The following is a 26,448-nucleotide window of genomic DNA, read 5'->3' as shown; positions in this document are numbered from 1 at the left end:
GATGGGCGCGCTCGACGAAGGAGAACGGGTCGTCGCAGCGGATGCGGCCGCCTGGCGCGCCTGGCTCGAAGAGCATCACGAGCGCACCTCGGGCGTCTGGCTGTTGAGCGTGCGCGGTCAGAACGAGGGCAGGGTGGGATACGACGACGCCGTGCGTCAGGCTCTGTGCTTCGGATGGATCGACGGCCCCGTGCGCACGCTCGACGACGAGACCGTGGGTCAGTGGTTCTCGCCCCGCCGACGCGGCAGCGGGTGGGCGGCGACCAACAAGGCGCGGCTGATCGACCTCGAGGCCGCCGGGCTGCTCGCGCCCGCCGGCATCCGCGTGCTCGAGACCGCCAAGGCCGACGGGTCGTGGACTCTGCTCGACGGACCGGAGGCGGGCATCGAGCCGCCGGAGCTGACCGAGGCGCTGGATGCCGTGCCCGCTGCACGAGCCAACTGGGACGCCTTCCCGAAGTCGGTCAAGAAGTTCGGCCTGACGCACATCGCGATGGCCAAGCGTGCAGAGACGCGATCCGCCCGGATCGCGAAGATCGTGGCGGATGCCGCCGAAGGGAAGCGCCCATGAACCAGTCCGACCTGCTGTTCCTGGTGATCTTCGTGATCCTGCTCAGCTCGCTCACCGTGTTCATCGTGCAGTTCGTCCGCTCCCGTCGCCGCGGCGGAGGCGACGGCGACGGCCGCGCCGGCTGGTGGGAAGGCCCCTGGGACGACGACGACCGCAAGCGCTGACCGGCGGCGTTTCGCACCCGACGTGGATCAGCGCAGCGTCAGACTGCGCACGCGCTCGACCGGTTCCGGCATCCGCAGCGGCCCCGCACCCGGCGTGATCGTGCCGAGGATGCGCGGCTCGCGCGCTCCCGTGCCGCCGGGCGTCACCGCGGCGACTCCGTGCATGGTGCACCACCCGATCAGTGCGAACAGGATCGCCTCCTTGCTGTCCACCGGGGCACCGAGCTCATCGGCGAGCACGACCTCGACGCCGGGGAGAGCATCGCGCAGACCCTGCATGATCAGCGGGTTGTGGCATCCGCCCCCGGAGACGGCCAGGAATCGGATACCGGCGGCACGCACGTCCTGAGCCACCGTGCGGACGGTGAGTTCCGTGAGGGTGCGCACGAGGTCGGGGAGTGAGATCTCTCGTCCGTCTGCGGTCATGCGATCGATGTGAGCACGCACATAGTCGAGGTGGAAGTGCTCCTTGCCCGTGCTCTTCGGGGCGGGGAGCGCGTAATAGGGGTCGGCGAGGAGCGTGGCCAGCAGCGCCTCGTCGACCGTTCCGGTGCGGGCGATCGCGGCGTCCGCGTCGTACCCGCGCTCGTTCAGGCCTTCCGCCACGACGACGGCGTCGACCAGCGCGTTCGCCGGACCGATGTCATACGCCGAGAGCCCGTCGGCGCCCACCACGGTCATGTTCGCGATGCCGCCGAGATTGACGGCCGCCGAGACGCCCGCTCGGCCACGCAGCAGCAGCTCGTCGAGGAACGACACCAGCGGAGCGCCGTGTCCGCCGGCGGTGATGTCGCGGATGCGCACGTCCGACACGACCGGCGCGCCCACCCGCTCGGCGATCCATGCCGGCTGGCCGATCTGCAGCGTGCCGAGCGCGTGGCCGTCGGCGACCCAGTGGAAGACGGTCTGCCCGTGCGTGCACACGGCATCCACTCCCCCGACCGCGTCGGATGCCGCCGCGGCGACCTCGGCGAAGGCCTGCCCGATCAGAGTGTCGAGTTCGCAGACCTCGGCGAGGGTCGTGGGCGACGGGGGCAGCGCGGCGACGAGTCGAGCACGGAGGTCTGGCGCGTACGGGATGCTGTCCTCGTGCAGCACCGTGCCGTGCAGCGCGCCATCGCTCTCCTCGAAATCCACGACCGTGACGTCGATGCCGTCGTGCGAGGTGCCCGAGAGCAGTCCGAGTATGCGCATGCGTGTTCCTTCCGTCGCCTGCTATGAGCGTAAGGCCGATTTGTTAGGGAGGCGAACGGAATCCATGTCGAACCCGTAATACTGCAGAATGCTTGGCGGGAGGGCACCATCGAACCATGCCCGACCCGGACTTCATCCTTGCCCTCATCGTCTCCGACATCGCCATCGTCGCGATACTCGGAACGGGGTTGCTTATCGGTTTCCGAAAGCTCGGCAGGAGCCTTGATGCACTCGAGGCGGATATCGGGGCTGCCCTCGACAGATTGGCGAAGTGCGGCGCTGACGTCAGCGCAGGACGAGCGCCGCGGCGCCGATGAGCGGCCCCTCGTCGCCGAGACCCGAGCGCACGACACGCGTGCGGCGGGAGTACTCGTGCGCCGCGCTCGCGGTGAGGGCCTGCTGCACGAGGTCGATGTAGTCGGCCGAGACCCGCGAGAACCCGCCGCCGATCGCGACCATGTCGAGGTCGACAAGGGTCGCGGCATCCGCCAGCGCTTCGCCGACCGCCTTCGCCGACCGTTCGATGGCCGCGCGGGCGATGGCGTCACCGGCAGCGGCATCCCGCGCCAGGTCTTCACCGGTGGCTCCGGTCCAGCCCTGCTGCTGCGCCCAGGCGGCACTCGCCGGGCCGGAGGCGATCTCCTCGAGCGTGAGTCCGCCCTCGCGGCGCACCTGGCCCAGGTGTCCGGCATTGCCGGTGGCGCCGGGAATGTATGCGCCATTGACGACGAACCCTCCACCGACTCCGGTCGAGACGACGATCGACAGTGAGGCACCGGCATCCTGCGTCGCACCGAGCCACGACTCGGCGAGCGCGAGCGCCCCGCCGTCGTGGCCGAGAATGGTCGGCACCTCGCGGCCGAGCGCAGCGGATGCCGCAGAGCGCACCGATTCCGCGAGCCCGAATCCCCGCGCAAGCGGCATGTTCACCGGCATGATCGCTCCGGCGCCGCGGTCGATCGGGCCGGCACTGCCCGCTCCCGCACCGACGAGTTCCGCGTCAGCGGGGAGCGCAGCCAGAGCATGCGTGACGATCGCACTGACGGCCAGGTCCAGCGATTCGAGCGTCGCCTCGCGGCCGGTCGCCTGACGCGAGCGGCTGCCGTCGACCAGCACGCCGTGCTCGCTCACGAGCGCGGCCTCCATCTTGGTGCCGCCGACGTCGACGGCGAGTGCGTAGCGGGTCACTGGGGGTCGAGTCCGAGGTCGTCGAGGTCGAAGGCCGCACGCCATTCGAGACCCTCGGCTTCGATCGCGGCCTGAGCGCCGGTCTTGCGGTCGACGATCACGGCGACGGCGACGATCTCGGCGCCCTCCTTGCGCAGCGCCTCGACGGCCTTGAGCGCGGACTGACCCGTGGTCGAGGTGTCCTCGAGCACCACGACGCGCTTGCCCTTGACGTCTGCGCCCTCGATCTGGCGGCCGCGGCCGTGATCCTTCGGCTCCTTGCGCACCACGAAGGCGTCGAGCGGCTTGTCGGCGGCGACCGAGGCGTGCAGCACCGAGTTGGCGATCGGGTCGGCGCCGAGGGTCAGGCCGCCGACCGCCACGACGTCGAGGTCGCCGATCAGGTCGAGCATGATGCGGCCGATCGCGGGAGCGGCGCGGTGGTCGAGGGTGAGCTTGCGCATGTCGACGTAGTACGTCGCCTTCTTGCCGCTCGAGAGCGTGAAGTCTCCGTGGAACACGGCCTCGTCCTTGATCAGGTCGAGGAGGGTCTGGCGGTCAGCGTCGAGTGCGGTCACGGCATCCAGTGTAGGAGGTGGGCCCTAGGCTTGACGCATGCGCTTGGCCACCTGGAACGTCAACTCCATCCGCACCCGTGTCACCCGCACCGTCGAGTTCGCCGTCCGCGAGGACATCGACGTGCTGGCGATGCAGGAGATCAAGTGCAAACCCGAGCAGTTCCCCTATGCTCCGTTCGAGGACGCCGGCTACCACGTCGAGGTGCACGGCCTGAATCAGTGGAACGGCGTCGCGATCGCGAGCCGGCTGCCGATCACCGATGTGCGCACGGCGTTCGACGGCATGCCGGGCTTCGCCAAGGGGCATGAGGGGCCGGATGCTCCGCTCGAGGCTCGCGCCCTGGGTGTGCTCGTCGACGGCGTGCGCGTGTGGAGCCTGTACGTGCCGAACGGCCGCTCGCTCGACGACCCGCACTACGCCTACAAGCTGCATTGGCTCGAAGAGCTGAAGAAGTCGACCGCTGCCGAGCTCTCGGCGAACCCCGATCTGCCGCTCGCCCTGGTGGGCGACTTCAACATCATCCCGTTCGACGCCGACAACGGCGACCCCGACATCGTCGAGGGCGTCTCGACGCACGTCTCGCCGCAGGAGCGCCAGGCCTTCTTCGCGTTCGGCGACGCGGGAGTCACCGACGTCGTGCGCCCGCTGCTTCCTGAGGGCTACACGTACTGGGACTACCAGCGCCTGAAGTTCCCTCGCAACGAGGGCATCCGCATCGACTTCATCCTCGGCTCGAAGACGCTTGCAGAGGCCGTCACCGGCGCATCCATCCACCGGGAAGAGCGCAAGGGCGAGCAGCCCAGCGATCACGTTCCCGTGGTCGTCGAGTTCGACCTCGGCGGTGCCGACGAAGACGACGACGACCTGCCGATGATCTTCTCCTGACTTCCCCGTCGTTGAGCGAGCGAAGCGAGACGTAACGGATGACTCTGCGCCTGATCGCCACGGACCTCGACGGCACTCTGCTGACGTCGGCATCCGAGGTGAGCGTGCGCACGCGCGCGGCGCTCGACGCGGCGCGGGCACGCGGCATCCACGTCGTTCCGGTGACGGCCCGTCAGCCGATCGGCTTGCGCACTCTCGCGAGTGATGCAGGATTCGACGGATGGGCGCTGTGCAGCAACGGCGCCTACGCGACCCACCTCGTCGACGGGCGGATGCTGTTCGCCGAAGAGCTTCCGGCAGAGACCATCCGCACCCTAGCCGAGGCGCTGCGCGCCAGCATCCCCGGGCTGCTGTTCGCGAGCGTGCGGGAGGGCGGCGAGACGTTCGTGGCCCAGCACGGCTACGCCGAGATCGCCGACCTCGCCGACCACAAGCGCGATCCGCGCACGATGGGCGGCGTCGCCCTCGACCACGTGCTCGCCGCACCGAGCCTCAAGTTGGTGATCCGGCATCCGGAGCTCGCCCCGACAGCGCTGTTCGACGCACTGTGCGCGCTCGAACTCACCGGCTTCGAGGCGACGCTGTCAGGCGCCCCGTTCCTCGAGGTCATGGCCGACGGCGTCACCAAGGCCACGGGGCTGGCTCGCCTCTGCGAGCACCTGGAGATCGAACGCCGCGACGTCATCGCCTTCGGCGATGCCCTCAACGACGTCGAGATGCTGCGCTGGGCGGGCCACGGCGTCGCGATGGCCGGCGCGGCGGACGTCGTGCAGGATGCCGCCGACGAGACCACCGCGTCGAACGACGACGACGGAGTGGCGAGGGTGATCGAGCGGGTGCTCGGGGTCTGCTGACCGGACATGACACGAGAGCCCGGCCGCTTCCGCGGAAGCTGCCGGGCCCTCGTCAGCATTCGGGTCAGTTCTGAGCCCGTCGACGACGGACAAGCAGCATGCCGGCGAGCAGCAGGCCGGATGCCATCATCACCGCGAACGCCGGCGCATCGGCGCCAGTGCTGGCCAATGGTGCGTCGGCCCCTGTGACCGCCCCCGTGACCGTGGCGCCGGGTGCCGCAGTCAACCAGGAGCCGGGCACTCGCCACGACCTCCGACTGCGCGTTCAACGCCACGAGCGTGTGCGTTCCGGGTGACGTGCTCGCAGGGACGCGGAAGGTACCCGTCAGCGCGCCGCTCGCATCGGCGGTCAGAGTTCCCAGCGCTTGAGGAGCCGAGCGCAACTCGAATGCGATCTTCGCGCCAGGCGCGAACCCCGTGCCCGAGATGTCGATGTCGCTGCCGGCCCGGATCGACCCCGTTGCGAGCGCGAGTGCCGGCTCCGGCTCCGGCTCCGGCTCCGGCTCCGGCTCGGGCTCCGGCTCCGGCTTCGTGATGGGCACGAGCGTGAAGTCGATGCCGCCCACTGTCGTGGACGCTGCCGCCGTCACGGGAGTCGCGAGATCCGCCGTCTCGACGCCGTCGTAGAACTGCGGCTTCGCCGTCGTCGGGCTGTCGTTGTAGAAGATCACGGATGCCTTGAAGATGTACGTTCCCGCCGGGATGTTGAGCGTGTATGACCCCGTCTGCCAGTCGGCGATCACATATCCGACACGCTCATCGCCATCCCAGGCTTCGACGAGCATCTCGCGGCCCTCCGAGCTCACCATCGTGACGGTGCCGGTGATTGTCGCTGCTGAGTCGAGCTGAGCGTCGGTGCCTGTGATGTCGTCGCCAGATTCGACGACCACTGGAGTCGCAGCCTCCTCGGTGGCGGCGATATTTCGATTCAGTCCTCGAACGTCCCGACCTCCGGCACCCGATCCGTTCGTCCGTAGCGCAGCAGCATCACGCCGCTGTCGTCGACGACCGGCGGCTCGAGCAGGCGCAGCACCGACGGCATGGCACCGTCGTCGAACACCTTCTTGCCCGTGCCGAGCAGGATCGGATACACCCACAGGTTGAGCTCGTCGAACAGCCCTCCGGCGAGCAGCGAGTGCACGAAGTCGATGCTGCCGATCACGTGCACCTCGTCGTGCTGTGCTCTCAGTTCGGCGATCTCGGCGGCGAGATCGTCCCCGACGCGGTGACTGTTCTGCCACGAGAGCGCGACATCAGGGTTCCGCGACGCGACATACTTCGGCACCCGGTCGAAGAGCCTGCCGATCTCCCCCGACGGGCCTTCCGTGTGATGCGGCCAGTACGACGCGAAGATGTCGTAGGTGCGGCGGCCGAGCAGCAGGGCGTCGAGCCGCTGCATCCCCTGCGAGACGGTCTCTCCCATGCCCGACGACGGATACCCCGCCTGCCAGCCGCTGAATTCGAACCCTCCGGACGGATCCTCGTCGGTGCCGCCCGGGCCCTGGGCGACGCCGTCGAGGGTCATGAAGAGGTCGATCAGGATGCGTCCGGTCATCAGAGTGCTCCTTTGCACAAGAGTGCGGCGATGTTCCCAGTATGCGCTCGTGCGCTGCCGTCGCGCCGTCTACCCTTCCGCGCCCCAGCGCCCGAGCTGCTCGATGGCCTCGCGAAGCGCGAGACCACGATCAGTGAGCGCGTAGGCACGCGTGTTGTGCCGCAGCGGAAGTCGACTCAAGACCCCGGCCGCTTCGAGCTCGCGCAGACGGGTCGCGAGGATGTTGGTCGGCACCCCGAGCTCACGCTGCAGGTCGCCGTATCTCTGCGGCCCAGCGAGCAGCTGCTCGACGATGAGCAGCGCCCACCGGGCGCCGACGATGTCGAGGGCGGCAGCGAGGTCGCTCACGCGTTCTGATCGGAATCCGACTTCATCCAGAACGGCGAGTAGTGATACCCGTCGGGGTCGTCGAACTGGCGCTGATACATGAACGAGTAGTCGTCGGTGTCGCCGACCCTGCCACCGGCGGCAGCGGCACGCTCGACGAGCTCATCGACGGCCTCGCGGCTGCCGAGATCGAACGAGACCGTGACCTTCGACGGCGTATCGGGTCCACCGATCACGTCCTCGGTGCCGCCGACGCTCGCATACATCTCGCGGCTGCCGAGCATGACGTACTGCTCGGGCGCGATCGCGAAGCACGACACGTTGTGATCGGACATCTCGGCGTTGAGGGTCCAGCCGAGAGCGGTGTAGAAGGCGGTGGCCCGGTCGACGCTCTCGACCGGGCAGGTGATGAATATGCTCATGCGCCCACACTTGCAAAAAGCAAGTAAGACGTCAAGAGGTCTTCGCGGCGGGCAACGATCCCCCGTGCGGGGGATGCCACCGCATCCGCCCCGGCTCTACGGTGGGGGGATGCCTGCAGCGCCGTTCACCCGCATCCCCAGCGTCCGCGAGCAGCGCGGCGATATCGTGCTCGCTGCGGTCATGTTCGTCGGCGCCGTGCTGAGCGCCGCACTCTCGACGGTGGCCGAGATCTACGGCGACACCAGGGCAGAGCCGTGGACCGCGCTGGTCTACGCGGTCGCCGTCACCGCGCCGCTCGCCGTGCGCCGGCGCTGGCCCGCCCCGGTCGCCGTCGCGATCTCGCTCGCGTACTTCCTCGCGATCACGTTCCAGGTGCCCGAGATCTACGTCGGCAACATCGCGATGTTCGTGTCGCTGTACACGGTGGGCGCGTGGATGAACAACCGCAGAGCCGCGATGATCGTGCGCGTCTCGATCATCGTCGGCATGTTCGTCTGGCTGATCATCACGATGTACCGACAGGCGATCGAAGAGGCCGACAAGGCCGAGGTCGCGGCGGGCCTCCTCTCGCCCTACCTCGCCTTCATGCTCATCCAGCTGCTGCTGAACGTGCTGTACTTCGGCGGCGCCTACTACTTCGGCGAGCGCTCGTGGCACGCCGCACAGGAGCGAGCGGTGCTGGAGCAGCGCACGGCCGAGCTCGAGAAGGAGCGCGAGGTCACCGCTGCCCAGGCCGTCGCGCTCGACCGCGTGCGCATCGCCCGAGAGCTGCACGACGTCGTCGCCCACCATGTGTCGGTGATGGGCGTGCAGGCGGGAGCCGCCCGGCTCGTGATCGATCAGGATCCGGAGAAGTCCAAGAGCATCCTCACAGGGATCGAGGCATCGGCGCGTGATGCGATCCACGAGCTGCGGCAGTTGCTCGAGACCCTCCGCACCCCTGGCGGCGAGACGACGGATGTCGCATCGACGGTGACGCTCGACGACATCCGCTCGCTGGTCGAGGCGTCGACGGAAGCGGGCCTGCCCACGCACTACGTCGTGATCGGCGAGCCGGTGCCCGTGCCCTCGATCGTCGCCGTGAATCTGTATCGCATCGCCCAGGAATCGCTCACGAACGCCCGCCGTCACGCCGGCGTCGGCGCCACCGCCGACGTGCGCGTGCGTTACGACGACGACGGCGTCGAGGTCGAGATCGTCAACACCGGCCGCGCAGTGGCGGTGCTGCGCCCCGGGCTCGGCCAGCTCGGCATGCGCGAGCGCGCCGCCGCATCCGGGGGCACGCTCGACGTCGCTCCGCGTGCGGCGGGAGGGCTGCGCGTGCGGGCTCGCGTTCCCCTGACCGGCGACGGCAGCCAGACCGAGCCCACCGCCCCCACCGAGACGTTGATCGAGACGAGCACCACCTCATGAGCCAGACCGATGCGCCGATCCGAGTCCTGCTCGTCGACGATCATGCGATGCTGCGAGCAGGATTCCGGACCATCCTCGACACGCAACCCGACATCACGGTGGTCGGCGAGGCGGCAACCGGCGCCGAGGCGGTCGCCCAGGCGTCTGCCCTGCGCCCCGACGTGATCACGATGGATGTGCAGATGCCCGACATGGACGGCATCGAGGCCACCAGGCGGATCGTCGCCGATGCGGGCGTCGGAGCGGCCATCGCGATCGTGACGACGTTCGACCGCGACGACTACCTCTACCAGGCGCTGGATGCCGGAGCGAGCGGCTTCCTGCTCAAGAACGCCGGTGCGGAGGATCTCATCGCGGCGGTCCGGGCTCTCGCAGCGGGCGACGGGATGCTGGCGCCCGAGGTCACGCGTCGGGTGCTGGCTCGATTCACGACAGCATCCTCTCGGGCATCCTCTCGGGCATCCGGCCCGGCATCCGCTTCGGCATCCGCTTCGGCATCCGCCGGGGAATCGACGCCGACCGCCGTGCCGTCACCGGTCGCCCCGACCGTGCTCCTCGACCCGCTCACCGAGCGCGAGGCCGAGGTGCTGGTGCTGCTGGTCGACGCCCGCAGCAACGCCGAGATCGCCGGCGCCCTGTTCATCGGAGAGGCCACCGTGAAGACCCACGTCTCGCGGATCCTGCAGAAGCTCGGTGCGCGCGATCGCGTGCAGGCCGTGGTGCTCGCGCACCGGATGGGACTCGCGTAACGCCGACCCCGATACCCTCGGATCCATGACCACCGCCGCACCTCTGTCTCGACCGATCCTGGCCGGGGTGGTCACCGCACTGGTCGGATTCACGAGTTCGTTCGCCGTCGTGCTCACGGGTCTCGGCGCCGTCGGCGCCACACCTGCGCAGGCGGCCAGCGGACTGCTCGCCGTCAGCCTCACTATGGGACTCGCCTGCATCGTGCTCGCCTGGCGGTATCGGATGCCGATCACCGTCGCCTGGTCGACCCCCGGCGCCGCACTCCTCGCCGCGACCGGAGTGGTCGACGGCGGATGGCCTGCCGCCGTCGGCGCGTTCCTCGTCGCGTCCGGGCTCATCCTGCTCACGGCGCTCTGGCCGGCGCTCGGTGCGCTGATCGCCCGCATCCCGCCGTCCATCGCGCAGGCGATGCTCGCCGGAGTGCTGCTGCCACTGTGTCTCGCGCCGATCACCGGCCTCGTGGCGAACCCGTGGGGCGTGGTTCCGGTCGTGCTGACGTGGCTGGTCTTCGCACGTCTCGCGCCGCGGTGGGCCGTGCCCCTCGCCTTCGTCGCCGCAGCGGTCGTGGTGGCCGTCTCGCTGATCCAGGAGCGCTCCGCAGTCGACGCCGGACTCCTCGTGCCCCGGCTCGAACTCACCGCCCCCACCTTCACGGTCGGCGCTCTCGTCGGTCTGGCTCTGCCGCTGTTCATCGTCACGATGGCCTCGCAGAACGTCCCCGGCATCGCCATCATGCGCAGCTTCGGCTACGAGGTCCCCTGGCGTCCTGCGATGCTCGTGACGGGTGTCGGAACGGCGGTCGGCGCGACCGCCGGCGGCCACGCCATCAACCTCGCGGCGATCAGCGCCGCCCTCGCCGCCTCGCCCGACGCCGACCCCGATCCGAAGCGCCGTTGGGTCGCCGGGGTCTCGACCGGAGTCTCGTACCTGGTGCTCGGCGGGTTCTCGGCGGCCTTCGCCACGCTCGTGCTCCTGGCCCCCGAGGCGGTGATCCCTGCGGTGGCAGGTCTCGCGCTGTTCGCCGCCTTCGGGTCGTCCGTGCAGCAGGCGATCGACGACCCGGGCGAGCGCATCCCCGCGGTCGTGACCTTCCTTGTCGCGGCCTCCGGCATCGCGGTGCTGGGAGTCAGCGCCGCCTTCTGGGCTCTCGTCGCGGGCCTCGTCGTGCGCACGGTGCTGCATGCCGGGCGCCGCTGACCCCGGCCAGCACTGACACCGGCCGGCACTGACACCGGCGAGGACTGACACCGGCGAGGACTGACACCGGCCAGCACTGGCACCGGCCGGCGCCGGCACCTCACGGAGCGCCCTCGGCTACCGTGGACGCGTGACAGTTCCCACGCCTGCTCCTGCGCCGTCGGCCGGTGCGCCAGTCGGATACTTCGACGCACGTGCACTGCTCGACCCGGTGAATCCCGCCGAGGTCGACGCCTTCGCCCGAGCGCAGCGCGCGGCGAACCCCACGCCGGCCGGTCGGATCGTCGCGTGGGTGGTCGCGGGGTTCGCCCTGCTGTGCGTGGTGCCGGTCCTCGCGATCATGATCCTGGGCCTGGGCTATGCGATCGGTCGTGAGACGGGGGTCGCGGTCGCCGCTCTCCTCGGACTGATGCTGCTCGCGGGCCTCGTCATCGGGATCGTGATGCTGGTGCGTCGCAGCATCCGTCTGCGCAATCTCACCCGATTCCGCCTCGCGCGCTTCGCCGGGGCGAACGCGATGAGCTACATCGAGCGGATCGACGACCCGCCGCTGCCCGGCATGATCTTCTCGTCGGGGTCGAGCCGCATGTCGACCGACGTGCTGCGAGGGGTCGAACCGCGCTTCGTCGAGTTCGGCAACTACCAGTACACGACCAGCAACGGCAAGCAGTCGACGACCCACCGCTGGGGATACGTCGCGGTGAAGCTCGACGTGCCGCTGCCGAACATCGTGCTCGACGCGCTCGGCAACAACACTCTCGGCAGCACGCTCGCGGCCGCGTTCCGCAGCGACCAGCGGCTCTCGCTCGAGGGCGACTTCGACCGGTACTTCTCGTTGTACTGCCCGACCGGATACGAGGTCGACGCCCTGTATCTGTTCACCCCCGACGTCATGGCGCGGTTCATCGACCATGCGGCGCAGCTCGACGTCGAGATCGTCGACGACTGGCTCTTCCTCTATGCGCGCCGCAACCTGTCGACGCTCGACCCCGCGACCTGGGCGTGGCTCTTCGGCGCGGTCGGGGCGCTGCTCACCAAGCTCGATCAGTGGGCGCGCTGGCGCGACGACAGGCTGCGGCTCGCGGCGCAGCATCCGTCCCTCCCGACCTACGGCGCCCCGGCTCCGGCGCCTGCCGGAGCACCCGCCTTGCCGTTCGCCGCTCCGGCGGGGATGCTGACCCCTCCGCCCATCGGCGTCGCCCCGCCCGGTCAGCGCCTCAGGCGACGCAGTCCCTGGCTGATCGTCGGGATCATCCTGGGGATCACGTTCGTCGTGACCGCGGCGCCGTTCGCGCTCGGGATCTTCTCGGTGCTGTTCCTGCACTGAGCACTTCGCTCTCCCGCGCGCGCTTCACCGCTCTCCCCCGCACGGCTGACGACTGCCCACGCGGGGCACCCGCAGATCCCCCGCACGGATCCGCCGCAGGGGGGATGCCGAGGCCGATCACCGCGCCATAGCGTGAGGGCATGCGATGCACTGAGCGAACGGAGTAAGTCGAAGTGACCACAGGAAAGCTCGTACTCACCGGCATCACCAAGAGCTACGGCTCTCGGCGCGTGCTCGACGACGTCTCGTTCGAGGTGTCCCCCGGGCGCCTCACCGGGTTCGTCGGCGGCAACGGCGCCGGCAAGACCACGACGATGCGCATCGTGCTGGGCCTGCTCGGCTCCGACGGCGGACGCGTCGAACTCGACGGCGTCGCCCTGACCAGCGCAGACCGCCGCCTCTTCGGCTACATGCCCGAGGAGCGTGGCCTGTACCCCAAGATGAAGGTGCTCGAGCAGATCGTGTACCTCGCCCGACTGCACGGGATGAGCAAGGCGGATGCCACGGCACGGGCGACCGCGCTGCTCACCGAACTCGGGCTCGAGGAGCGCCTCGACGACACGATCGAATCGCTGTCGCTCGGCAACCAGCAGCGCGCGCAGATCGCCGCAGCGCTCGTGCACGACCCCGAGGTGCTGATCCTCGACGAGCCGTTCTCGGGCCTCGACCCGCTCGCCGTCGACGTCGTCGCGTCGGTGCTGCAGGCGAGCGCCGCCAAGGGTGCGTCGATCCTGTTCTCGTCTCACCAGCTCGACGTCGTCGAGCGGCTGTGCGACGACCTCGTGATCCTCGCCGGAGGCACGATCCGCGCGTCCGGCTCCCGTGACGGGCTGCGCGCGCAGCACGCCGGCAACCGGTACGAGCTCGTCTCGGCAGGGGATGCCGGATGGCTGCGCGCCGAACCCGGCGTCACCGTCGTCGACTTCGAGGGCGGATACGCCCTGTTCGACGCCGACGACGTCGACACCGCCCAGCGCGTCCTGCGCACCGCCGTCGACCGCGGCGATGTCGCGAGCTTCGCACCCAAGCATCCGTCCCTCGCCCAGATCTTCAAGGAGGTCATCCAGTGAGCACCTCGAACACCACCGGCTCGCCGTCGCAGGCATCGCTGATCTGGCTCGTCGCCGAGCGGGAGATCGGATCGAAGCTGCGCAGCAAGGCCTTCCTGATCTCGACCGGCATCCTGCTGTTCCTCGCCCTCGCCGCCATCGTGATCGGCGGCTTCGCGAGCAAGAACACCGACGCGATGCCCGTGGCCGTGACCTCTGAGACCGCATCCGCGGTGTCTGCCCTGCCCGATCTCGAGATCACCGAGGTGGCCGACCAGGCCGCGGCCGAAGAGCTCGTGCGTTCGGAGAAGGTCGATGCCGCGGTCGTCCCCGGCGAGGGCCCGACCGGGGTCACGATCGTCGCTCTCAAGGACGCGCCCACCGGTCTCGTGTCTGCGCTCTCACAGGCTCCGGACATCGAGATCCTCGAACCCGCGACGACGAACCCGCTGCTGCGGTACTTCATCGCGATCGCATTCGGCGCCGTGTTCATGGGTGCGGCCGCGACCTTCGGCGGCACGATCGCGCAGAGCGTCGTCGAAGAGAAGCAGACCCGCGTCGTCGAGATCCTGCTGTCGACCATCTCGGCCCGCACCCTGCTCGCCGGCAAGGTGATCGGCAACACGATCCTCGCGATGGGGCAGATCCTCGCCCTGGCGGCGGTCGCGACGATAGGGCTCATAGCGACGGGTCAACGCGAGGTGCTGTCGACCCTCGGCGCCCCCATCATCTGGTTCGCGGTGTTCTTCCTGTTCGGGTTCATCCTGCTCGCGGCCCTGTTCGCCGCCGCCGCATCGATGGTGTCGCGTCAGGAGGACATCGGCTCGACCACGACTCCGATCACGATGCTGATCATGGCGCCCTACGTGCTCGTGATCGTCTTCAACGACAACCCGCTGGTGCTGACGATCATGTCGTACGTGCCGTTCTCGGCTCCGGTCGGCATGCCGATGCGGCTCTTCGTGGGCGAGGCGCAGTGGTGGGAGCCGCTGCTCAGCCTCGTGATCCTGCTGGCCAGCTGTGTCGCGGCGATCGTGATCGGCGCGAAGATCTACGAGAACTCGCTGCTGCGCATGGGTTCGCGGGTCAAGCTGGGCGAGGCGCTGCGCGGCTGATCACAGCCCCGCCCCGGGAGCCCGCTCCGACGACGAGGCCCCACCCTGCAGATGTCTGCGGGGTGGGGCCTCGTCGTTCAGATGGTCACGGAGCGGTTCAGATCAGGCCGTCCGACAGGGTGGTGGGGTTGCCGAACCGGTGGTTGGTGATCGACACGGCCTGCTCGTGCAGGAACGGCAGCATCTCGACGCGACCGGCACCCGTGACCGCATGCGACCAGACGGCGACATCGGGCGTGCCGCCGAGCGCCTCGAACAGCGCAGCCGCATCGCCGCCGACGAGACGCACGCGCTGCCAGCTGTGCTCGGCCTTCGCCGCAGCCTTCGCGTAGCGCTTGACCCAGGCGGCGTCGTTCTCGAGCTTCGGAGTCACGCCCTGGGCGCGCAGCGCCTTCTCGACCCGCGAGGGCAGGGCCGATGCGGACACCGTGAACGGGCTGCCGCTGCGCAGGGCCGCGGCGATCACGCGGATGCCGTCGGCGAGCGGTGCGTCCTCGGCGATGCGCACGTCGACGGCGACCGGGCGGTACCGGAACACGTTGCGCTCGACGCCGAGACCCGACTTGTCGCTCACGGCGCCGAACTCGTCGACCCAGGCGCGCTCGTCGGAGGCGGCGGCACGGTGCAGCCACTCGATCTCGACGGCGCCGAGGTCGGAGCCGGCCGCGCTGAGCACCGCCTCGACCGAGGGGTTCACCGCAGCCCCGGGAGACGCGGCGGGGAGCTCGGCCGGAGCCCACTCGCCGAGACCGAACAGGTAGTTCGGGCCACCGGCCTTGGCGCCGGCGCCGACGGCCGACCGCTTCCAGCCGCCGAACGGCTGGCGCTGCACGATCGCGCCGGTGATGCCGCGGTTGACATAGAGGTTGCCGGCCTCGACGCGGTCGAGCCAGGTGGCGACCTCGTCGGAGTCGAGTGAGTGGATGCCGGCGGTGAGGCCGTAGTCCACGGCGTTCTGCAGGCGGATCGCCTCGTCGAGGTCCTTGGCGTGCATGATCCCGAGCACCGGTCCGAAGAACTCGGTCAGGTGGGTCGTCGAACCGGGGGCGACGCCGATCTTGACGCCCGGCGTCCACTGCGTGCCCTCGTCGTCGAGCTTCTTCGGCTCGACGAGCCAGCGCTCGCCCTTCTCGAGGGTCGTCAGCGCGGTGAGCAGCTTGCCGTTCGCCGGCTCGATGATCGGACCCATCTGCGTGGCGGGGTCTTCGGGCAGTCCGACGCGCATCGAGGTGACCGCATCGACGAGCTGACGCTCGAACCGCTGCGAGTCGGCGACCGAGCCGACGAGGATCGCGAGCGATGCGGCCGAGCACTTCTGCCCGGCGTGGCCGAATGCACTGCGGGCCACATCGGCGGCCGCCAGGTCGAGGTCGGCCGAGGGTGTGACGATGATCGCGTTCTTGCCGCTCGTCTCGGCGAGCAGCGGCAGGTCGGAGCGGAACGAGCGGAACAGCTGCGCCGTCTCGTATGCACCGGTGAGGATCACGCGGTCGACCACGGGGCTGGCGACGAGGCGGGTGCCGAGGTCGCGGTTCGCGAGATCGACCAGTGCGAGAAGGTCGCGCGGAACACCCGCGGCCCACAGCGCCTCGACCATGACCGCGCCGCAGCGCTGCGTCAGCTTGGCCGGCTTGATGATCACACCGGAGCCGGAGGCGAGACCCGCGAGCACGCCACCGGCGGGGATCGCGACCGGGAAGTTCCACGGCGGGGTGACGACGGTCACCTTCGACGGCACGAACTCGGCACCCGAGATGTTCTCGAGGTCGAGGGCGCGCTCGGCGTAGTAGTGCGCGAAGTCGATCGCCTCGGAGACCTCGGGGTCGGCCTCGGCGATGGTCTTGCCCGCCTCGTGCGCCATGATCTCGATCAGCTGACCACGGCGGGCGGCGAGCTCATCACCCGCGCGGTGCAGCACGGCGGCACGCTCGGCGGCAGGAAGCGCCGCCCATCGAGCGGCGGCGGCGGATGCGGCGGCGAAGATCCCGTCGAGCTCGTCGGTCGTCTCGACCTTGGCCAGAGCGATCGAGTCCAGACCCAGCGTCGAATCGACCGAGCGCTGCAGGATCTCACGACCCCAGGTGCGGTTCACGGCGATCGCCGGGTCGCTGTCGGGCTGATTCTCGAAGCCGGTGGTGACGGCCGCGCCCGCACCGGCAGCCGCCTCAGCGGCGCGGTCCTGCACGCGGTTCGACGAGGGCACCGAGCGGTCGGCCTCGAGGCCGGCGAGCGAGCGCTCGAACCGCTCGCGCTCCCGGGTGAGCAGCGCCGGGTCGGAGGCCAGCTCGAACACGGCAGACATGAAGTTCTCGGGGCTGGCGTTCTCTTCGAGGCGACGCACGAGGTAGGCGATGGCCACGTCGAACTCGGCCGGGTTCACGACGGGTGTGTAGAGCAGCAGCTGACCGACGTCCTTGCGCACGGCCTCCGCCTGGCCGGTCGCCATGCCGAGGAGCATCTCGTATTCGACGGCGTCCGTCACGCCACGCGCCTGCGCGAGCAGCCACGTGTAGGCGATGTCGAACAGGTTGTGGCCTGCGACGCCGATGCGCACGGCATCCAGTCGCTCGGGAGTCATCGACCAGTCGAGCACGCGCTTGTAGTTCGTGTCGGAGTCCTGCTTGGTGCCATAGGTCGCCAGCGGCCAGCCGTGCACCTTCGAGTCGACCTCTTCCATCGCCAGGTTCGCGCCCTTGACGACGCGGACCTTGATCGGCGCTCCACCCTTCGCGCGCCGGGCGGCGGCCCACTCCTGCAGGTGCTGCATCGCGCCGAGCGCGTCGGGCAGATAGGCCTGCAGCACGATGCCGGCCTCGAGCTTCTCGAGACCCGGCTGGTCGAGGATGCTGGTGAACGCCGCGATCGTCAGGTCGAGGTCGCGGAACTCCTCCATGTCGAGGTTGATGAACTTCGTCTTGCCGGCGGCCTCCGAGGTCGCCGCGAGCTCGTAGAGCGGGGTGAGCTTCTCGACGACGTCGGCCACGGCCTCGTCGAACGACCACATCGACAGCTGGCTGACGACGCTCGAGACCTTGATCGACACGTAGTCGACGTCCTTGCGGGCGAGGAAGTCGTAGGTGCCCTGCAGGCGACGACCGGCCTCGCGCTCACCGAGCACGGCCTCGCCGAGGAGGTTGAGGTTGAGGCGGTTGCCGCTCTTGCGCAGCTTCGCGATCGCGGGGCCGAGCTTCGACGGGGTCGCGTCGAGCACGAGGTGTCCGACCATGGCGCGCAGCACGCGCCGCGAGATCGGCACCACGACGCCGGGGAGCTTCGGCGCCCAGAACCCGCCCGTCTTGATGGCGGCGCGCAGGTATCCGGGCAGCAGCGAGGGGGTGATCTCCGAGAGGTCGGCGAGCGCACGGCCCGCGACGCTGAGATCTTCGGGACGCATCACGCCGTCGACGAAGCCGACGGTGAACGCGAGTCCGTTCGGGTCCTTGAGGACCTCAGACAGGCGCTGGGCGGCGGGCTCGACGGGGTGGGTCTCGCTCTCGACGAGCCAGCGCTGCACGAGGGCGGCGACCTCTTCCGTGCGGGGGGTGGCGCCGCGGGAGGTGGCGTCGGGGGTGGTGGTGTCGGCGGCGACAGTCATCGGGGAACCTTCCAGGGGGATCGCACACCCGGGTACGTGTGCGGCTCGATCATTGTCAGGCGCGCGAGTAGGCTACGTCTATCAACCGATTCGCGAGCATTCTGTTCATTCAGAGTGAACGATTCGAACCACTCGGAAAGGGAGCGGATGCTCGACGTCAACCGACTGCGGATGCTGGTCGAACTGTCGCGTCGAGGCACCCTCTCAGCCGTCGCCGACGCGCTCTCCTACAGCAAGGCCTCGGTGTCTCAGCAGCTCAGCGCGCTCGAACGGGACGTGGGAGTCCCGCTGCTCCGCCGCGTCGGGCGAGGCGTGCAGTTCACCCCGCAGGGCAACGTGCTCGTGAGTGAGGCCATCGGCATCCTCGATCAGCTCGAGCACGCCGAGGTCGCCGTCGCCGAAACGCTGACGGAGGTGACCGGAACGGTGCACATCGCCGTCTTCCAGTCCACGGCGCACTCCCTGCTGCCCGGCGCGCTCAACACGCTGCGTGAGCAGCATCCCGCGCTCCGCGTCGAGGTGACCGAGAGCGACCCCGAGACCGGACTCGTGGGCGTCTCGAGCCGCGACTTCGATCTGATCCTCGCCGAGCAGTACCCCGGTCGCACCCGCCCGATCCACGCCGACCTCGACCGGGTGGTGCTCGTGCACGACTCGATCGCGCTCGCCCGGCGCCCGGGCACGCCGGAGTCCGCCAATGCCACAGCTGCCACTGCCACAGCTGCCCTTGTCACAGCCGCCGAGGCCACTGCGGCGCTGTGGTCGACGAGAGACGAGCCGTGGGTGCTCGAGCCCGCAGGCACAGCGTCTCGAGCCTGGGCCGAGCAGCTCTGCCGCACGGCCGGCTTCGAACCCGATGTGCGCTTCGAGGTCGCCGACCTCACCGCGCACGTGCGCCTCATCCGCGCGGGCCTCGCCGTCGGCCTGCTGCCCGAGCTCGTGTGGGCCGGCGAGGCGCCCACCGTGGCGCTCACGCCCTTGCCCGATGAGCCGCGTCGGGAGATCTTCTCGTCGGCTCGCCGGGTGTCGGCCGCCGCCCCGTCGATCCGCGCGGTGCGCCGCGCGCTCGCATCCGCCGCATCCCGCAACCTGCTGGACTGAGCCGACGCGTCGGGCACGGATGCGCACGCTCGGGCGCGCGCGGGGTGCGACGTCAGGTCGCCTACAGGGTCGCTGCGTGATCGGGCACGAATGCGTGCTCGTCGATCGGCGGGCGCGGAGCTCCGGACGCCGCGGGACGATCGGGAAAGTGGACCTCTTCGGGGTCGAGCCGGCGATAGGGGATCTGGCTCAGAAGGTGGTGGATGGTGTTGAGCCTGGCGGCCTTCTTGTCGTCGCTGTCGATCGACCACCAGGGCGCTCTCTCGCGATCGGTGACGTCGAACATCGCGTCCTTGGCCTGGGAGTAGTCCTCCCAGCGGGAGATGGAGGCCAGGTCGGTGTCTGAGAGCTTCCAGCGTCGCATCGGATCGTTCAGGCGCGATCGGAATCTCTTCTCCTGCTCGATGTCGGATACGGAGTACCAGTACTTCAGAAGGATGATCCCGTCGTCGACGAGCATCTGCTCGACGACGGGAACCTGCGCGAGGAAGCGATCGTATTCCTCGTCGGTGCAGTAGCCCATCACCTTCTCGACGCCGGCGCGGTTGTACCATGAGCGATCCATCAGCACGATCTCGCCCTTCGTGGGCAGCCGTTCGATGTACCGCTGGAAGTACCACTGCCCCTTCTCGCGCTCGGACGGCTGCGGCAGGGCGACCACCCGGGCGTGCCGTGGGTTGAGGTACTGCATCACACGCTTGATCGCACCGCCTTTGCCCGCGGCATCGCGGCCCTCGAAGATCACCAGAATCCGCGCGTCGGCCGCGATGACCCACTGCTGCATGCTGACGAGCTCGATCTGCAGGCGCCGCAACTCCTTCTCATAGAGCTTCTTGTCGATGCGAGCGTGCTTCTGCTTCTTCTTCTTGTCATGGGTCTTGCTGGCCATCTTGTTCTTCCGTCCGTGGCATGGGTGAAGGGCGGCCGCCCCACGCCCGATCTCGAGAGACAACCAGACCTCGGTCGACCGGAGAAGCCCCTTGCTTTCGGGCAGCGCAGCGGATCGCGCGCCGAACACGGACGCCGCGATGCCCGGTGACAGACGAGCTGGACGTCACGCGGCGTCATCGGGAATATGCATTCACATGCATCTGTTGAGATCCTCGTACCCGGACGAAGGAGTCCGATCGATTCCTTCTGAAAGGCACTTCTGTGAGCACTCCCGTGATCGACCGCACCGCCCCCACCGAGCACCCCGTCCTCGACGTCCTCGCCGGGCGCTGGAGCCCGCGCGCGTACGACGCCGAGAACTCGATCGACGACGCCAAGCTGAACGCCGCCCTCGAGGCCGCTCGCTGGTCGCCCTCCGCCTACAACCTGCAGCCGTGGCGCTTCATCGTCGCTCGGCGCGGCACCGCTCTGTTCGACCAGGTCGTCGACTCCCTGGTCGAGTTCAACCAGCTCTGGGCCTCGAAGGCCTCGGCTCTGATCGTCGCGATCGCCGAGACCGAGTCCGAAGACGGCAAGGCCATCAGCCACGCCGTCTACGACCTCGGCCAGGCCGTGGCGCACTTCTCGGTGCAGGCCCACCACGAGGGTCTCCTCGTGCACCAGATGAGCGGTTTCGACCCCGAGGCGGTCCGCGAGTTCGCCGACCTGTCGCCGCGGTTCTCCGCCATCACCGTGATCGCGGTCGGCGAGCTCGGCGACGCTTCGGGCCTCCCGGAGGGCCTCCAGCAGGGCGAGACGGCGCCGCGCGTGCGTCGCCCGATCGCCGAGACGGTCATCCTCAGCGCCTGACACAGCGCCAGACACAGCAGTCGCCCCCGACAGGGGGCACACAAGAGGGGCGGATGCCGCAGCATCCGCCCCTCTTGTCGTACCCGGTTCTATTCGTCGAGCAACTCGGCCTCGATCACGTCGTCGTCTTCGCCGGATCCCAGGTCGGGTTCGGGCTCGGGCGAGGTCGACGTGAGCACGAGGCCCGCGCCGTCGACCGCGACATCGACCCTCACCAGGTCGCCGTCGTGCACGCCGCCGGAGAGCAGCGCCGTGGCCAGCTTGTTCTGCACCTCGGTCTGGATGAGACGGCGCAGCGGGCGAGCACCGAACATCGGGTCGTATCCGCGCTCGGCGAGCCATGCCCGAGCATCGGGAGTGACCGCCAGCGTGAGTCGCCGGTCGTGCAGCCGGTCGTGCAGCTGATCGATCGACAGCTCGACGATCTGGGCCAGGTCGTCTTGGCTGAGCGCCGAGAACATCACGATGTCGTCGAGACGGTTGAGGAACTCGGGCCGGAATGCCTGGTGCACGAGAGCCATCACCTGCTCGCGCTTCTCATCGGGAGACAGCGTCGGGTCGATGAGGATCGGTGAACCGAGGTTCGAGGTCAGGATCAGGATCACGTTCGTGAAGTCGACCGTTCGCCCCTGCCCGTCGGTCAGACGACCGTCGTCGAGAACCTGCAGCAGCACGTCGAACACCTCGGGGTGCGCCTTCTCGACCTCGTCGAGCAGCACGACGCTGTACGGACGCCGCCGCACGGCCTCGGTGAGCTGCCCGCCCTGCTCGTAGCCGACGTATCCCGGAGGGGCGCCGACGAGCCGCGAGACCGAGTGCTTCTCGCCGTACTCCGACATGTCGATGCGCACCATGGCGCGCTCGTCGTCGAACAGGAAGTCGGCCAGAGCCTTCGCCAGCTCGGTCTTTCCGACGCCTGTCGGCCCGAGGAACAGGAACGATCCGGTCGGCCGACCGGGGTCACTGATGCCCGCCCGCGAACGGCGGACCGCATCGGACACGGCCTTGACGGCATCCTTCTGCCCGATGAGGCGCTTGCCGAGCTCGGATTCGAGGTGCAGCAGCCGCTCGCTCTCACCCTGCAGCAGTCGACCGACGGGGATGCCGGTCCACGCGGCGATCACGGCGGCGATGTCCTCGTCGGTGACCTGCTCGTTGACCATGCGCCCCTCTGTCGAGACCGCGGCCTCGGCCTGCTCGGCTTCGGCGATGTCGCGCTCGAGGCGCTTGATCGTCTCGTATTCGAGCTTCGAGGCGCGCGTGTAGTCGGCCTCGCGCATGGCGAGGTCGCGCTGCGTGATCGCGTCGTCGAGCTGCTTCTTGAGCTCTCCGACCCGGTTCAGCCCCTGGCGCTCGCGCGCCCAGCGGGCTTCGAGCTCGGCCAGCTGCGCTTCCATGCCCACGAGCTGCTCGCGGAGAGCCGCGAGTCGCTCCTTCGAGGCGGCATCCTTCTCGCGCTTGAGAGCGAGCTCTTCGAGCTTCATGCGGTCGACCTGGCGCTTGAGCTGGTCGATCTCGACGGGAGACGAATCGATCTCCATCTTGAGACGCGACATCGACTCGTCGATCAGGTCGATCGCCTTGTCGGGGAGCTGCCGCGCGGGCAGGTACCGGTTCGACAGTGCAGCGGCGGCGACCAGCGCGCTGTCGGCGATCGTCACCCCGTGGTGCGCCTCGTAGCGCCCCTTGAGCCCTCGCAGGATCGCGATGGTGTCTTCGACCGTGGGCTCGCCGACGTAGACCTGCTGGAAGCGCCGCTCGAGAGCGGCATCCTTCTCGATGAACTCGCGGTACTCGTTGAGGGTCGTCGCGCCGATCAGTCGCAGCTCACCCCTGGCGAGCATGGGCTTGAGCATGTTCGACGCGGCCACCGAGCCTTCACCACCGCCGGCGCCCATCAGCACGTGCAGCTCGTCGATGAAGGTGATGATCTGCCCGTCGGATTCGGTGATCTCCTTGAGCACGCTCTTCAGCCGCTCCTCGAACTGCCCGCGGTACATGGCCCCGGCGACGAGGGCCGAGATGTCGAGCGACACCAGCTCCTTGTCCTTGAGCGACTCTGCGACGTCGCCCGCGACGATGCGCTGGGCGAGGCCCTCGACGACGGCGGTCTTGCCTACGCCCGGCTCGCCGATCAGCACGGGGTTGTTCTTCGTGCGGCGCGTGAGCACCTGACTGACGCGGCGGATCTCGCTGTCGCGTCCGATCACGGGGTCGAGCTTGCCCTGGCGGGCGCGGTCGGTGAGGTTGATCCCGAACTGCTCGAGGGCGGACTGCTGGTCGTCGTTCTGCGTGCTCTGTGGGCTGGGCATGGGTTCCTCCTGGGGAGACTCCTTCTGATCACTGTCTTGTTGTCATGGTCCGCAAAGTTGAGTGGACTTGACTCAAGTTTAGCGCATACTGCGCACGGCATCCAGGATCGCTCGTGCGACCGCGTGCTTAGAGCCTGACGCGGATGACACGACGGCGCCACCCCCTCCTACGATCTCGACGGCGTTGTCCCTCTTCTCGAAGCCGTGATCGGCATTCGCGAGGTTGACGGCGAGCAGGTCGACGCCCTTGCGCTCCCGCTTGCGGCGAGCACGTTCCCGGCGCTCGACCGGATCCTCCGAGGTCTCGGCGGCGAAGGCGACGATCGTCTGGCCCTGCGGCGCTCGGCCCTCGGCGCGCGATGCGGCGAGCGCCGCGACCACGTCCTCGTTCTCGACCAGATCGAGGCGCGTCAGCAGGCCCTGCTCCTTGGTGAGCTTGTGCTCGGACACCGTCGCGGGGCGATAGTCGGCGACGGCTGCGGCCATGATCACGATGTCGGCCGCCCGCGCCGCCTCCTTCATCGCGTCGGCGAGCTCCGCTGCGGTGCCGACCGGGACGACTCTGATGGACGGATGCCGCGCATCGGCGAGCACATCGGCCGAGATGTTCGCAGCGACTACCGTCACGTCGGCGCCGCGCGCCGCGGCATCCGCGGCGAGCGCGATGCCCTGCCGACCACTCGACCGATTGCCGAGGAAGCGCACCGGATCGATCGGCTCACGCGTGCCGCCCGCCGAGACGACGACCCGAAGCCGTTCGAGGTCGCGCGGCGCGAGCAGCGCGAGGGCCGCCTCGAGGATCTGCTCGGGCTCCGCCATGCGGCCGGGTCCGCTGTCGCCGCCGGCGAGCTCGCCGTCGGCCGGGCCGACGAGGTGCACCCCGCGCGACGTCAGCGTCGCGATGTTCGCCTGCGTGGCGGCGTTGCGCCACATCTCGGCGTGCATCGCCGGCGCGAGCAGCACCGGCGCTTCGGTGGCGAGCAGCGTGGTGCCGAGCAGGTCGTCGGCGATGCCCGCGGTGATCTTCGCGATCGAGTTGGCCGTCGCGGGGGCGACGATAACGAGATCGGCACCCTGACCCAGCGCGACGTGCCGCACGCGGGCGACGTCGTCATGCACGCTGGTCGTGACCGGATGCCGGCTGAGCGCCTCCCAGGTGGGGGTGCCGACGAATCGCAGCGCGTCCTCGGTCGGAACCACGGTCACATCGTGTCCCGCCTTGGTCAGCAGACGCACCAGGTGCACTGTCTTGTATGCGGCGATGCCACCCGTAACCCCGACGACGATGTTCACGGTTCGATTCTGCCCCAGCATCCGAGGCCGCGGGCCCGAGACTGCTCGACCCGCTTCTAGACTGAAACGCGTGTGCACCGTGGTGATCGATGTGGCCGGCCCCGAGACCGCGCGGCTGCTCGCGGTGCGAGATGAAGACCCTCAGCGTGAGTGGGACGCCCTCGGCGAATGGTGGCCCGACGCCTACCCCGGCGTCTCGGGCATCCGCGACCGGCGGGCGGGCGGCGCCTGGCTCGCGGTGAACCCCGCCGAGCGACGACTCGCGGTGCTCCTCAACCGCGCCGACGTCGTCGACCTCGCCGCCGACGTCGCGGTGTCGCGCGGTTCGCTCGCCCTGGAGTCGGTCATGGGCCGCTCGCCGGCCGCTCCGCTGCCCATGCACGGCTTCAACCTGCTCGAGGTGCGGCCGGAGGGAACGCGCGTGCTCAGCTGGGACGGCGCCGAACTGCGGGAGACATCGCTCGCCGACGGCATCCACATGATCGCGCACGATGACCTCGACGATCTCGACACTCCGCGCATCGCCGCCTGGCTGCCCGAATTCCGCGGTCTGGGCGCGACCGCCGACAGCCCCGACTGGTCAGGTGCGTGGACGTCGCTGCTCGCCTCGTCCGCTCGGCTCGACCCAGAGGATGATCGGGCGATCATCCGCGACAACCGTCCGCATGGCTATCCGACGCAGTCGCTGCTGTACTGCACCGCGTCGGTCACCCCCGAGGGCGTCGACGTGGACTATCGCGCCCTCCCGAGCCCAGGACACTGGGACCACTGAGCGCAGCGCGCGTCACAGCGCCGTTCACGGGGCTCGTCAAGCGCTCGTTTGCGCGCTCGTCACCGCGCGGCAGGCGATCGAGCGATCAGGCCGCAGACGACTCCGACTCCTCCGCGCACGAGAAGCGCGCGCGGTAGGCCGTCGGGGTGGTTCCGAGCACCCGCGAGAAGTTCTGTCGCAGCACCGCGGCCGACCCGAAGCCGCATTCGTCAGCGATCTGCTCGAGCGACAGATCGCTGCGCTCGAGCATCCGCTGGGCGTGCAGCACGCGCTGTCGCGCGAGCCAGGCCGCAGGAGTCGCGCCGTACTCCGCCTTGAACCGGCGGGCGAAGGTGCGGGGAGACATGAGAGCGCGGGCCGCGAGCTGATCGACGCCCAGGTCGTCGCGCAGATGCTCGACCGCCCAATCGGCGACGGCAGCGAGCGAGTCGTTCTGGGCGACCGGGATCGGGCGGTCGATGAACTGCGCCTGACCGCCGTCGCGCTGCGGCGGGACGACCATGCGGCGGGCGATGCGATTGGTGAGCTCGGCTCCGAGCTCGATGCGCAGCAGATGCAGGCACGCGTCGATGCCGGCCGCGGTGCCGGCGCTCGTGATGATCCGGTCGTCCTGCACGAAGAGCACGTCGGGGTCGATGTCGATCTGGGGATACATCTCGGCCATGACCTCGGAGTACATCCAGTGCGTGGTCGCGCGTCGCCCGTCGAGCACACCGGCGGCACCGAGGATGAACGATCCGCTGCAGATGGTCAGCACCCAGGCCCCCCGCGCCACCGCATCGCGCGCGACCTCGAGAAGCAGCGGATCGATCTGCGTCCAGTACTCGCGAGGCACGGGGCAGAAGATGACGAGGTCGGCCTCGTACGCGAAGGACAGGTCGTGCTCGACGTTGATCGAGAAGCCCAGCTTCGACGTCACGACGCCGGGATGCGGCGCGATGACCCGGAAGTCGAAGTTCGGCACGCCGTCGTTCGACCGGTCGAGGCCGAAAGCCTCGCAGGCGAGACCGAACTCGAACGGCGCGAATCCGTCTTGGACGATGCAGGCGACGGTCTTCATCATGG

27 protein-coding genes are annotated in these 26,448 nt (G+C 69.2%); 15 read left to right on the top strand and 12 right to left on the bottom strand.

The genetic code is table 11. The features are described from left to right. The first annotated feature begins 1 nt into the window (after position 1). Together OB895_RS13500 and OB895_RS13495 are read left to right on the top strand one after the other, a co-directional pair. Positions 2-571 carry a YdeI/OmpD-associated family protein gene (locus OB895_RS13500; protein ID WP_079113695.1) on the top strand — a complete coding sequence of 190 codons (570 nt, stop codon included), beginning with the start codon at positions 2-4 and terminating at the stop codon, positions 569-571. Then, complete coding sequence (locus tag OB895_RS13495) at positions 568-735, top strand: hypothetical protein (RefSeq protein ID WP_194285971.1); 168 nt, start codon at positions 568-570, stop codon at positions 733-735. The genes OB895_RS13500 and OB895_RS13495 overlap by 4 nt, the downstream gene beginning before the upstream one ends. A gap of 27 nt (positions 736-762) precedes the next feature. Here the strand turns inward: OB895_RS13495 and OB895_RS13490 are convergent, their stop codons facing one another. Then, positions 763-1,929, bottom strand: a complete 1,167-nt coding sequence (locus OB895_RS13490; RefSeq protein ID WP_079113696.1) for an anhydro-N-acetylmuramic acid kinase — start codon at positions 1,927-1,929, stop codon at positions 763-765. Positions 1,930-2,045: 116 nt separating this feature from the next. On the opposite strand from OB895_RS13490, the gene OB895_RS13485 reads away from it, so the two are divergent. Next, positions 2,046-2,246 carry a hypothetical protein gene (locus OB895_RS13485; protein ID WP_079113697.1) on the top strand — a complete coding sequence of 67 codons (201 nt, stop codon included), beginning with the start codon at positions 2,046-2,048 and terminating at the stop codon, positions 2,244-2,246. On the opposite strand, the gene OB895_RS13480 is transcribed toward OB895_RS13485, so the two are convergent. Then, a complete protein-coding gene (locus OB895_RS13480) occupies positions 2,215-3,117 on the bottom strand; it encodes an ROK family protein (protein WP_042541267.1) in 903 nt (300 codons plus the stop codon). The two genes, OB895_RS13485 and OB895_RS13480, sit on opposite strands and share 32 nt — an antisense overlap. Then, on the bottom strand, positions 3,114-3,674 hold the full coding sequence (gene pyrE / locus OB895_RS13475; protein ID WP_042541265.1) for an orotate phosphoribosyltransferase: 561 nt from the start codon (positions 3,672-3,674) through the stop codon (positions 3,114-3,116). The genes OB895_RS13480 and pyrE overlap by 4 nt, the downstream gene beginning before the upstream one ends. Positions 3,675-3,711: 37 nt before the next feature. Between pyrE and OB895_RS13470 the strand changes: the two genes are divergently transcribed. Further along, positions 3,712-4,560 (top strand): exodeoxyribonuclease III, encoded by an 849-nt coding sequence (locus OB895_RS13470; RefSeq protein WP_079113698.1) that lies wholly within the window; start codon positions 3,712-3,714, stop codon positions 4,558-4,560. Positions 4,561-4,598: 38 nt separating this feature from the next. After that, positions 4,599-5,414: a Cof-type HAD-IIB family hydrolase gene (locus OB895_RS13465; protein ID WP_042541261.1), complete on the top strand. Its 816-nt coding sequence runs from the start codon at positions 4,599-4,601 to the stop codon at positions 5,412-5,414. A 64-nt stretch (positions 5,415-5,478) separates the two neighbouring features. Here OB895_RS13465 and OB895_RS13460 read toward each other — a convergent pair whose 3' ends face one another. Beyond that, positions 5,479-5,640 (bottom strand): LPXTG cell wall anchor domain-containing protein, encoded by a 162-nt coding sequence (locus OB895_RS13460; protein WP_311877938.1) that lies wholly within the window; start codon positions 5,638-5,640, stop codon positions 5,479-5,481. Positions 5,641-5,831: 191 nt separating this feature from the next. On the opposite strand from OB895_RS13460, the gene OB895_RS13455 reads away from it, so the two are divergent. Beyond that, on the top strand, positions 5,832-6,041 hold the full coding sequence (locus tag OB895_RS13455) for a hypothetical protein (RefSeq protein WP_079113700.1): 210 nt from the start codon (positions 5,832-5,834) through the stop codon (positions 6,039-6,041). A gap of 301 nt (positions 6,042-6,342) precedes the next feature. On the opposite strand, the gene OB895_RS13450 is transcribed toward OB895_RS13455, so the two are convergent. The 3 genes from OB895_RS13450 to OB895_RS13440 all read right to left on the bottom strand — a co-directional run bounded on the left by OB895_RS13450 (position 6,343) and on the right by OB895_RS13440 (position 7,718). After that, the gene (locus tag OB895_RS13450; RefSeq protein ID WP_079113701.1) at positions 6,343-6,969 is read right to left on the bottom strand and encodes a dihydrofolate reductase family protein; all 627 of its coding nucleotides are present in this window, start codon (positions 6,967-6,969) and stop codon (positions 6,343-6,345) included. A 69-nt stretch (positions 6,970-7,038) separates the two neighbouring features. Then, a complete protein-coding gene (locus OB895_RS13445) occupies positions 7,039-7,317 on the bottom strand; it encodes a winged helix-turn-helix transcriptional regulator (protein WP_042541257.1) in 279 nt (92 codons plus the stop codon). After that, a complete protein-coding gene (locus OB895_RS13440; protein ID WP_079113702.1) occupies positions 7,314-7,718 on the bottom strand; it encodes a VOC family protein in 405 nt (134 codons plus the stop codon). Before OB895_RS13440 ends, OB895_RS13445 begins: the two co-directional genes overlap by 4 nt. 109 nt (positions 7,719-7,827) lie before the next feature. Between OB895_RS13440 and OB895_RS13435 the strand changes: the two genes are divergently transcribed. The 6 genes from OB895_RS13435 to OB895_RS13410 all read left to right on the top strand — a co-directional run bounded on the left by OB895_RS13435 (position 7,828) and on the right by OB895_RS13410 (position 14,570). Further along, positions 7,828-9,132: a sensor histidine kinase gene (locus tag OB895_RS13435; protein WP_079113703.1), complete on the top strand. Its 1,305-nt coding sequence runs from the start codon at positions 7,828-7,830 to the stop codon at positions 9,130-9,132. Next, positions 9,129-9,881 (top strand): response regulator, encoded by a 753-nt coding sequence (locus OB895_RS13430; protein WP_079113704.1) that lies wholly within the window; start codon positions 9,129-9,131, stop codon positions 9,879-9,881. Before OB895_RS13435 ends, OB895_RS13430 begins: the two co-directional genes overlap by 4 nt. Positions 9,882-9,906: 25 nt before the next feature. Then, positions 9,907-11,079, top strand: a complete 1,173-nt coding sequence (locus OB895_RS13425; protein ID WP_079113705.1) for a benzoate/H(+) symporter BenE family transporter — start codon at positions 9,907-9,909, stop codon at positions 11,077-11,079. Positions 11,080-11,209: 130 nt separating this feature from the next. After that, positions 11,210-12,406: a hypothetical protein gene (locus OB895_RS13420; protein WP_042536798.1), complete on the top strand. Its 1,197-nt coding sequence runs from the start codon at positions 11,210-11,212 to the stop codon at positions 12,404-12,406. A 173-nt stretch (positions 12,407-12,579) separates the two neighbouring features. After that, positions 12,580-13,476: an ABC transporter ATP-binding protein gene (locus OB895_RS13415; RefSeq protein ID WP_079113706.1), complete on the top strand. Its 897-nt coding sequence runs from the start codon at positions 12,580-12,582 to the stop codon at positions 13,474-13,476. After that, entirely contained in the window at positions 13,473-14,570 is a 1,098-nt protein-coding gene (locus OB895_RS13410) for an ABC transporter permease (RefSeq protein ID WP_079113707.1), read from the top strand. The genes OB895_RS13415 and OB895_RS13410 overlap by 4 nt, the downstream gene beginning before the upstream one ends. 97 nt (positions 14,571-14,667) lie before the next feature. On the opposite strand, the gene OB895_RS13405 is transcribed toward OB895_RS13410, so the two are convergent. Next, positions 14,668-18,165: a proline dehydrogenase family protein gene (locus OB895_RS13405; protein ID WP_311877937.1), complete on the bottom strand. Its 3,498-nt coding sequence runs from the start codon at positions 18,163-18,165 to the stop codon at positions 14,668-14,670. 147 nt (positions 18,166-18,312) lie between these two features. Here OB895_RS13405 and OB895_RS13400 point away from each other — a divergent pair, with 147 nt between their 5' ends. Further along, positions 18,313-19,266: a LysR substrate-binding domain-containing protein gene (locus OB895_RS13400; protein ID WP_311877936.1), complete on the top strand. Its 954-nt coding sequence runs from the start codon at positions 18,313-18,315 to the stop codon at positions 19,264-19,266. 61 nt (positions 19,267-19,327) lie between these two features. Here the strand turns inward: OB895_RS13400 and ppk2 are convergent, their stop codons facing one another. After that, positions 19,328-20,155, bottom strand: a complete 828-nt coding sequence (gene ppk2 / locus OB895_RS13395) for a polyphosphate kinase 2 (RefSeq protein ID WP_042536803.1) — start codon at positions 20,153-20,155, stop codon at positions 19,328-19,330. Positions 20,156-20,418: 263 nt separating this feature from the next. Here ppk2 and OB895_RS13390 point away from each other — a divergent pair, with 263 nt between their 5' ends. After that, positions 20,419-21,006 (top strand): nitroreductase family protein, encoded by a 588-nt coding sequence (locus tag OB895_RS13390; RefSeq protein ID WP_042536804.1) that lies wholly within the window; start codon positions 20,419-20,421, stop codon positions 21,004-21,006. A gap of 89 nt (positions 21,007-21,095) precedes the next feature. On the opposite strand, the gene OB895_RS13385 is transcribed toward OB895_RS13390, so the two are convergent. Together OB895_RS13385 and coaBC are read right to left on the bottom strand one after the other, a co-directional pair. After that, positions 21,096-23,318, bottom strand: a complete 2,223-nt coding sequence (locus tag OB895_RS13385; RefSeq protein ID WP_311877935.1) for an ATP-dependent Clp protease ATP-binding subunit — start codon at positions 23,316-23,318, stop codon at positions 21,096-21,098. Positions 23,319-23,396: 78 nt separating this feature from the next. Further along, positions 23,397-24,611 (bottom strand): bifunctional phosphopantothenoylcysteine decarboxylase/phosphopantothenate--cysteine ligase CoaBC, encoded by a 1,215-nt coding sequence (coaBC, locus tag OB895_RS13380; protein ID WP_079114074.1) that lies wholly within the window; start codon positions 24,609-24,611, stop codon positions 23,397-23,399. A gap of 70 nt (positions 24,612-24,681) precedes the next feature. On the opposite strand from coaBC, the gene OB895_RS13375 reads away from it, so the two are divergent. Next, on the top strand, positions 24,682-25,383 hold the full coding sequence (locus tag OB895_RS13375) for an NRDE family protein (RefSeq protein WP_079113712.1): 702 nt from the start codon (positions 24,682-24,684) through the stop codon (positions 25,381-25,383). An 85-nt stretch (positions 25,384-25,468) separates the two neighbouring features. Here the strand turns inward: OB895_RS13375 and OB895_RS13370 are convergent, their stop codons facing one another. Then, positions 25,469-26,443: a GlxA family transcriptional regulator gene (locus tag OB895_RS13370; RefSeq protein WP_194286050.1), complete on the bottom strand. Its 975-nt coding sequence runs from the start codon at positions 26,441-26,443 to the stop codon at positions 25,469-25,471. Positions 26,444-26,448 lie beyond the last annotated feature (5 nt).

The organism is Microbacterium forte, from assembly GCF_031885415.1.
Taxonomy (GTDB): Bacteria; Actinomycetota; Actinomycetes; order Actinomycetales; family Microbacteriaceae; genus Microbacterium; species Microbacterium forte.
This window is presented reverse-complemented; position numbering and strand designations above follow the sequence as displayed.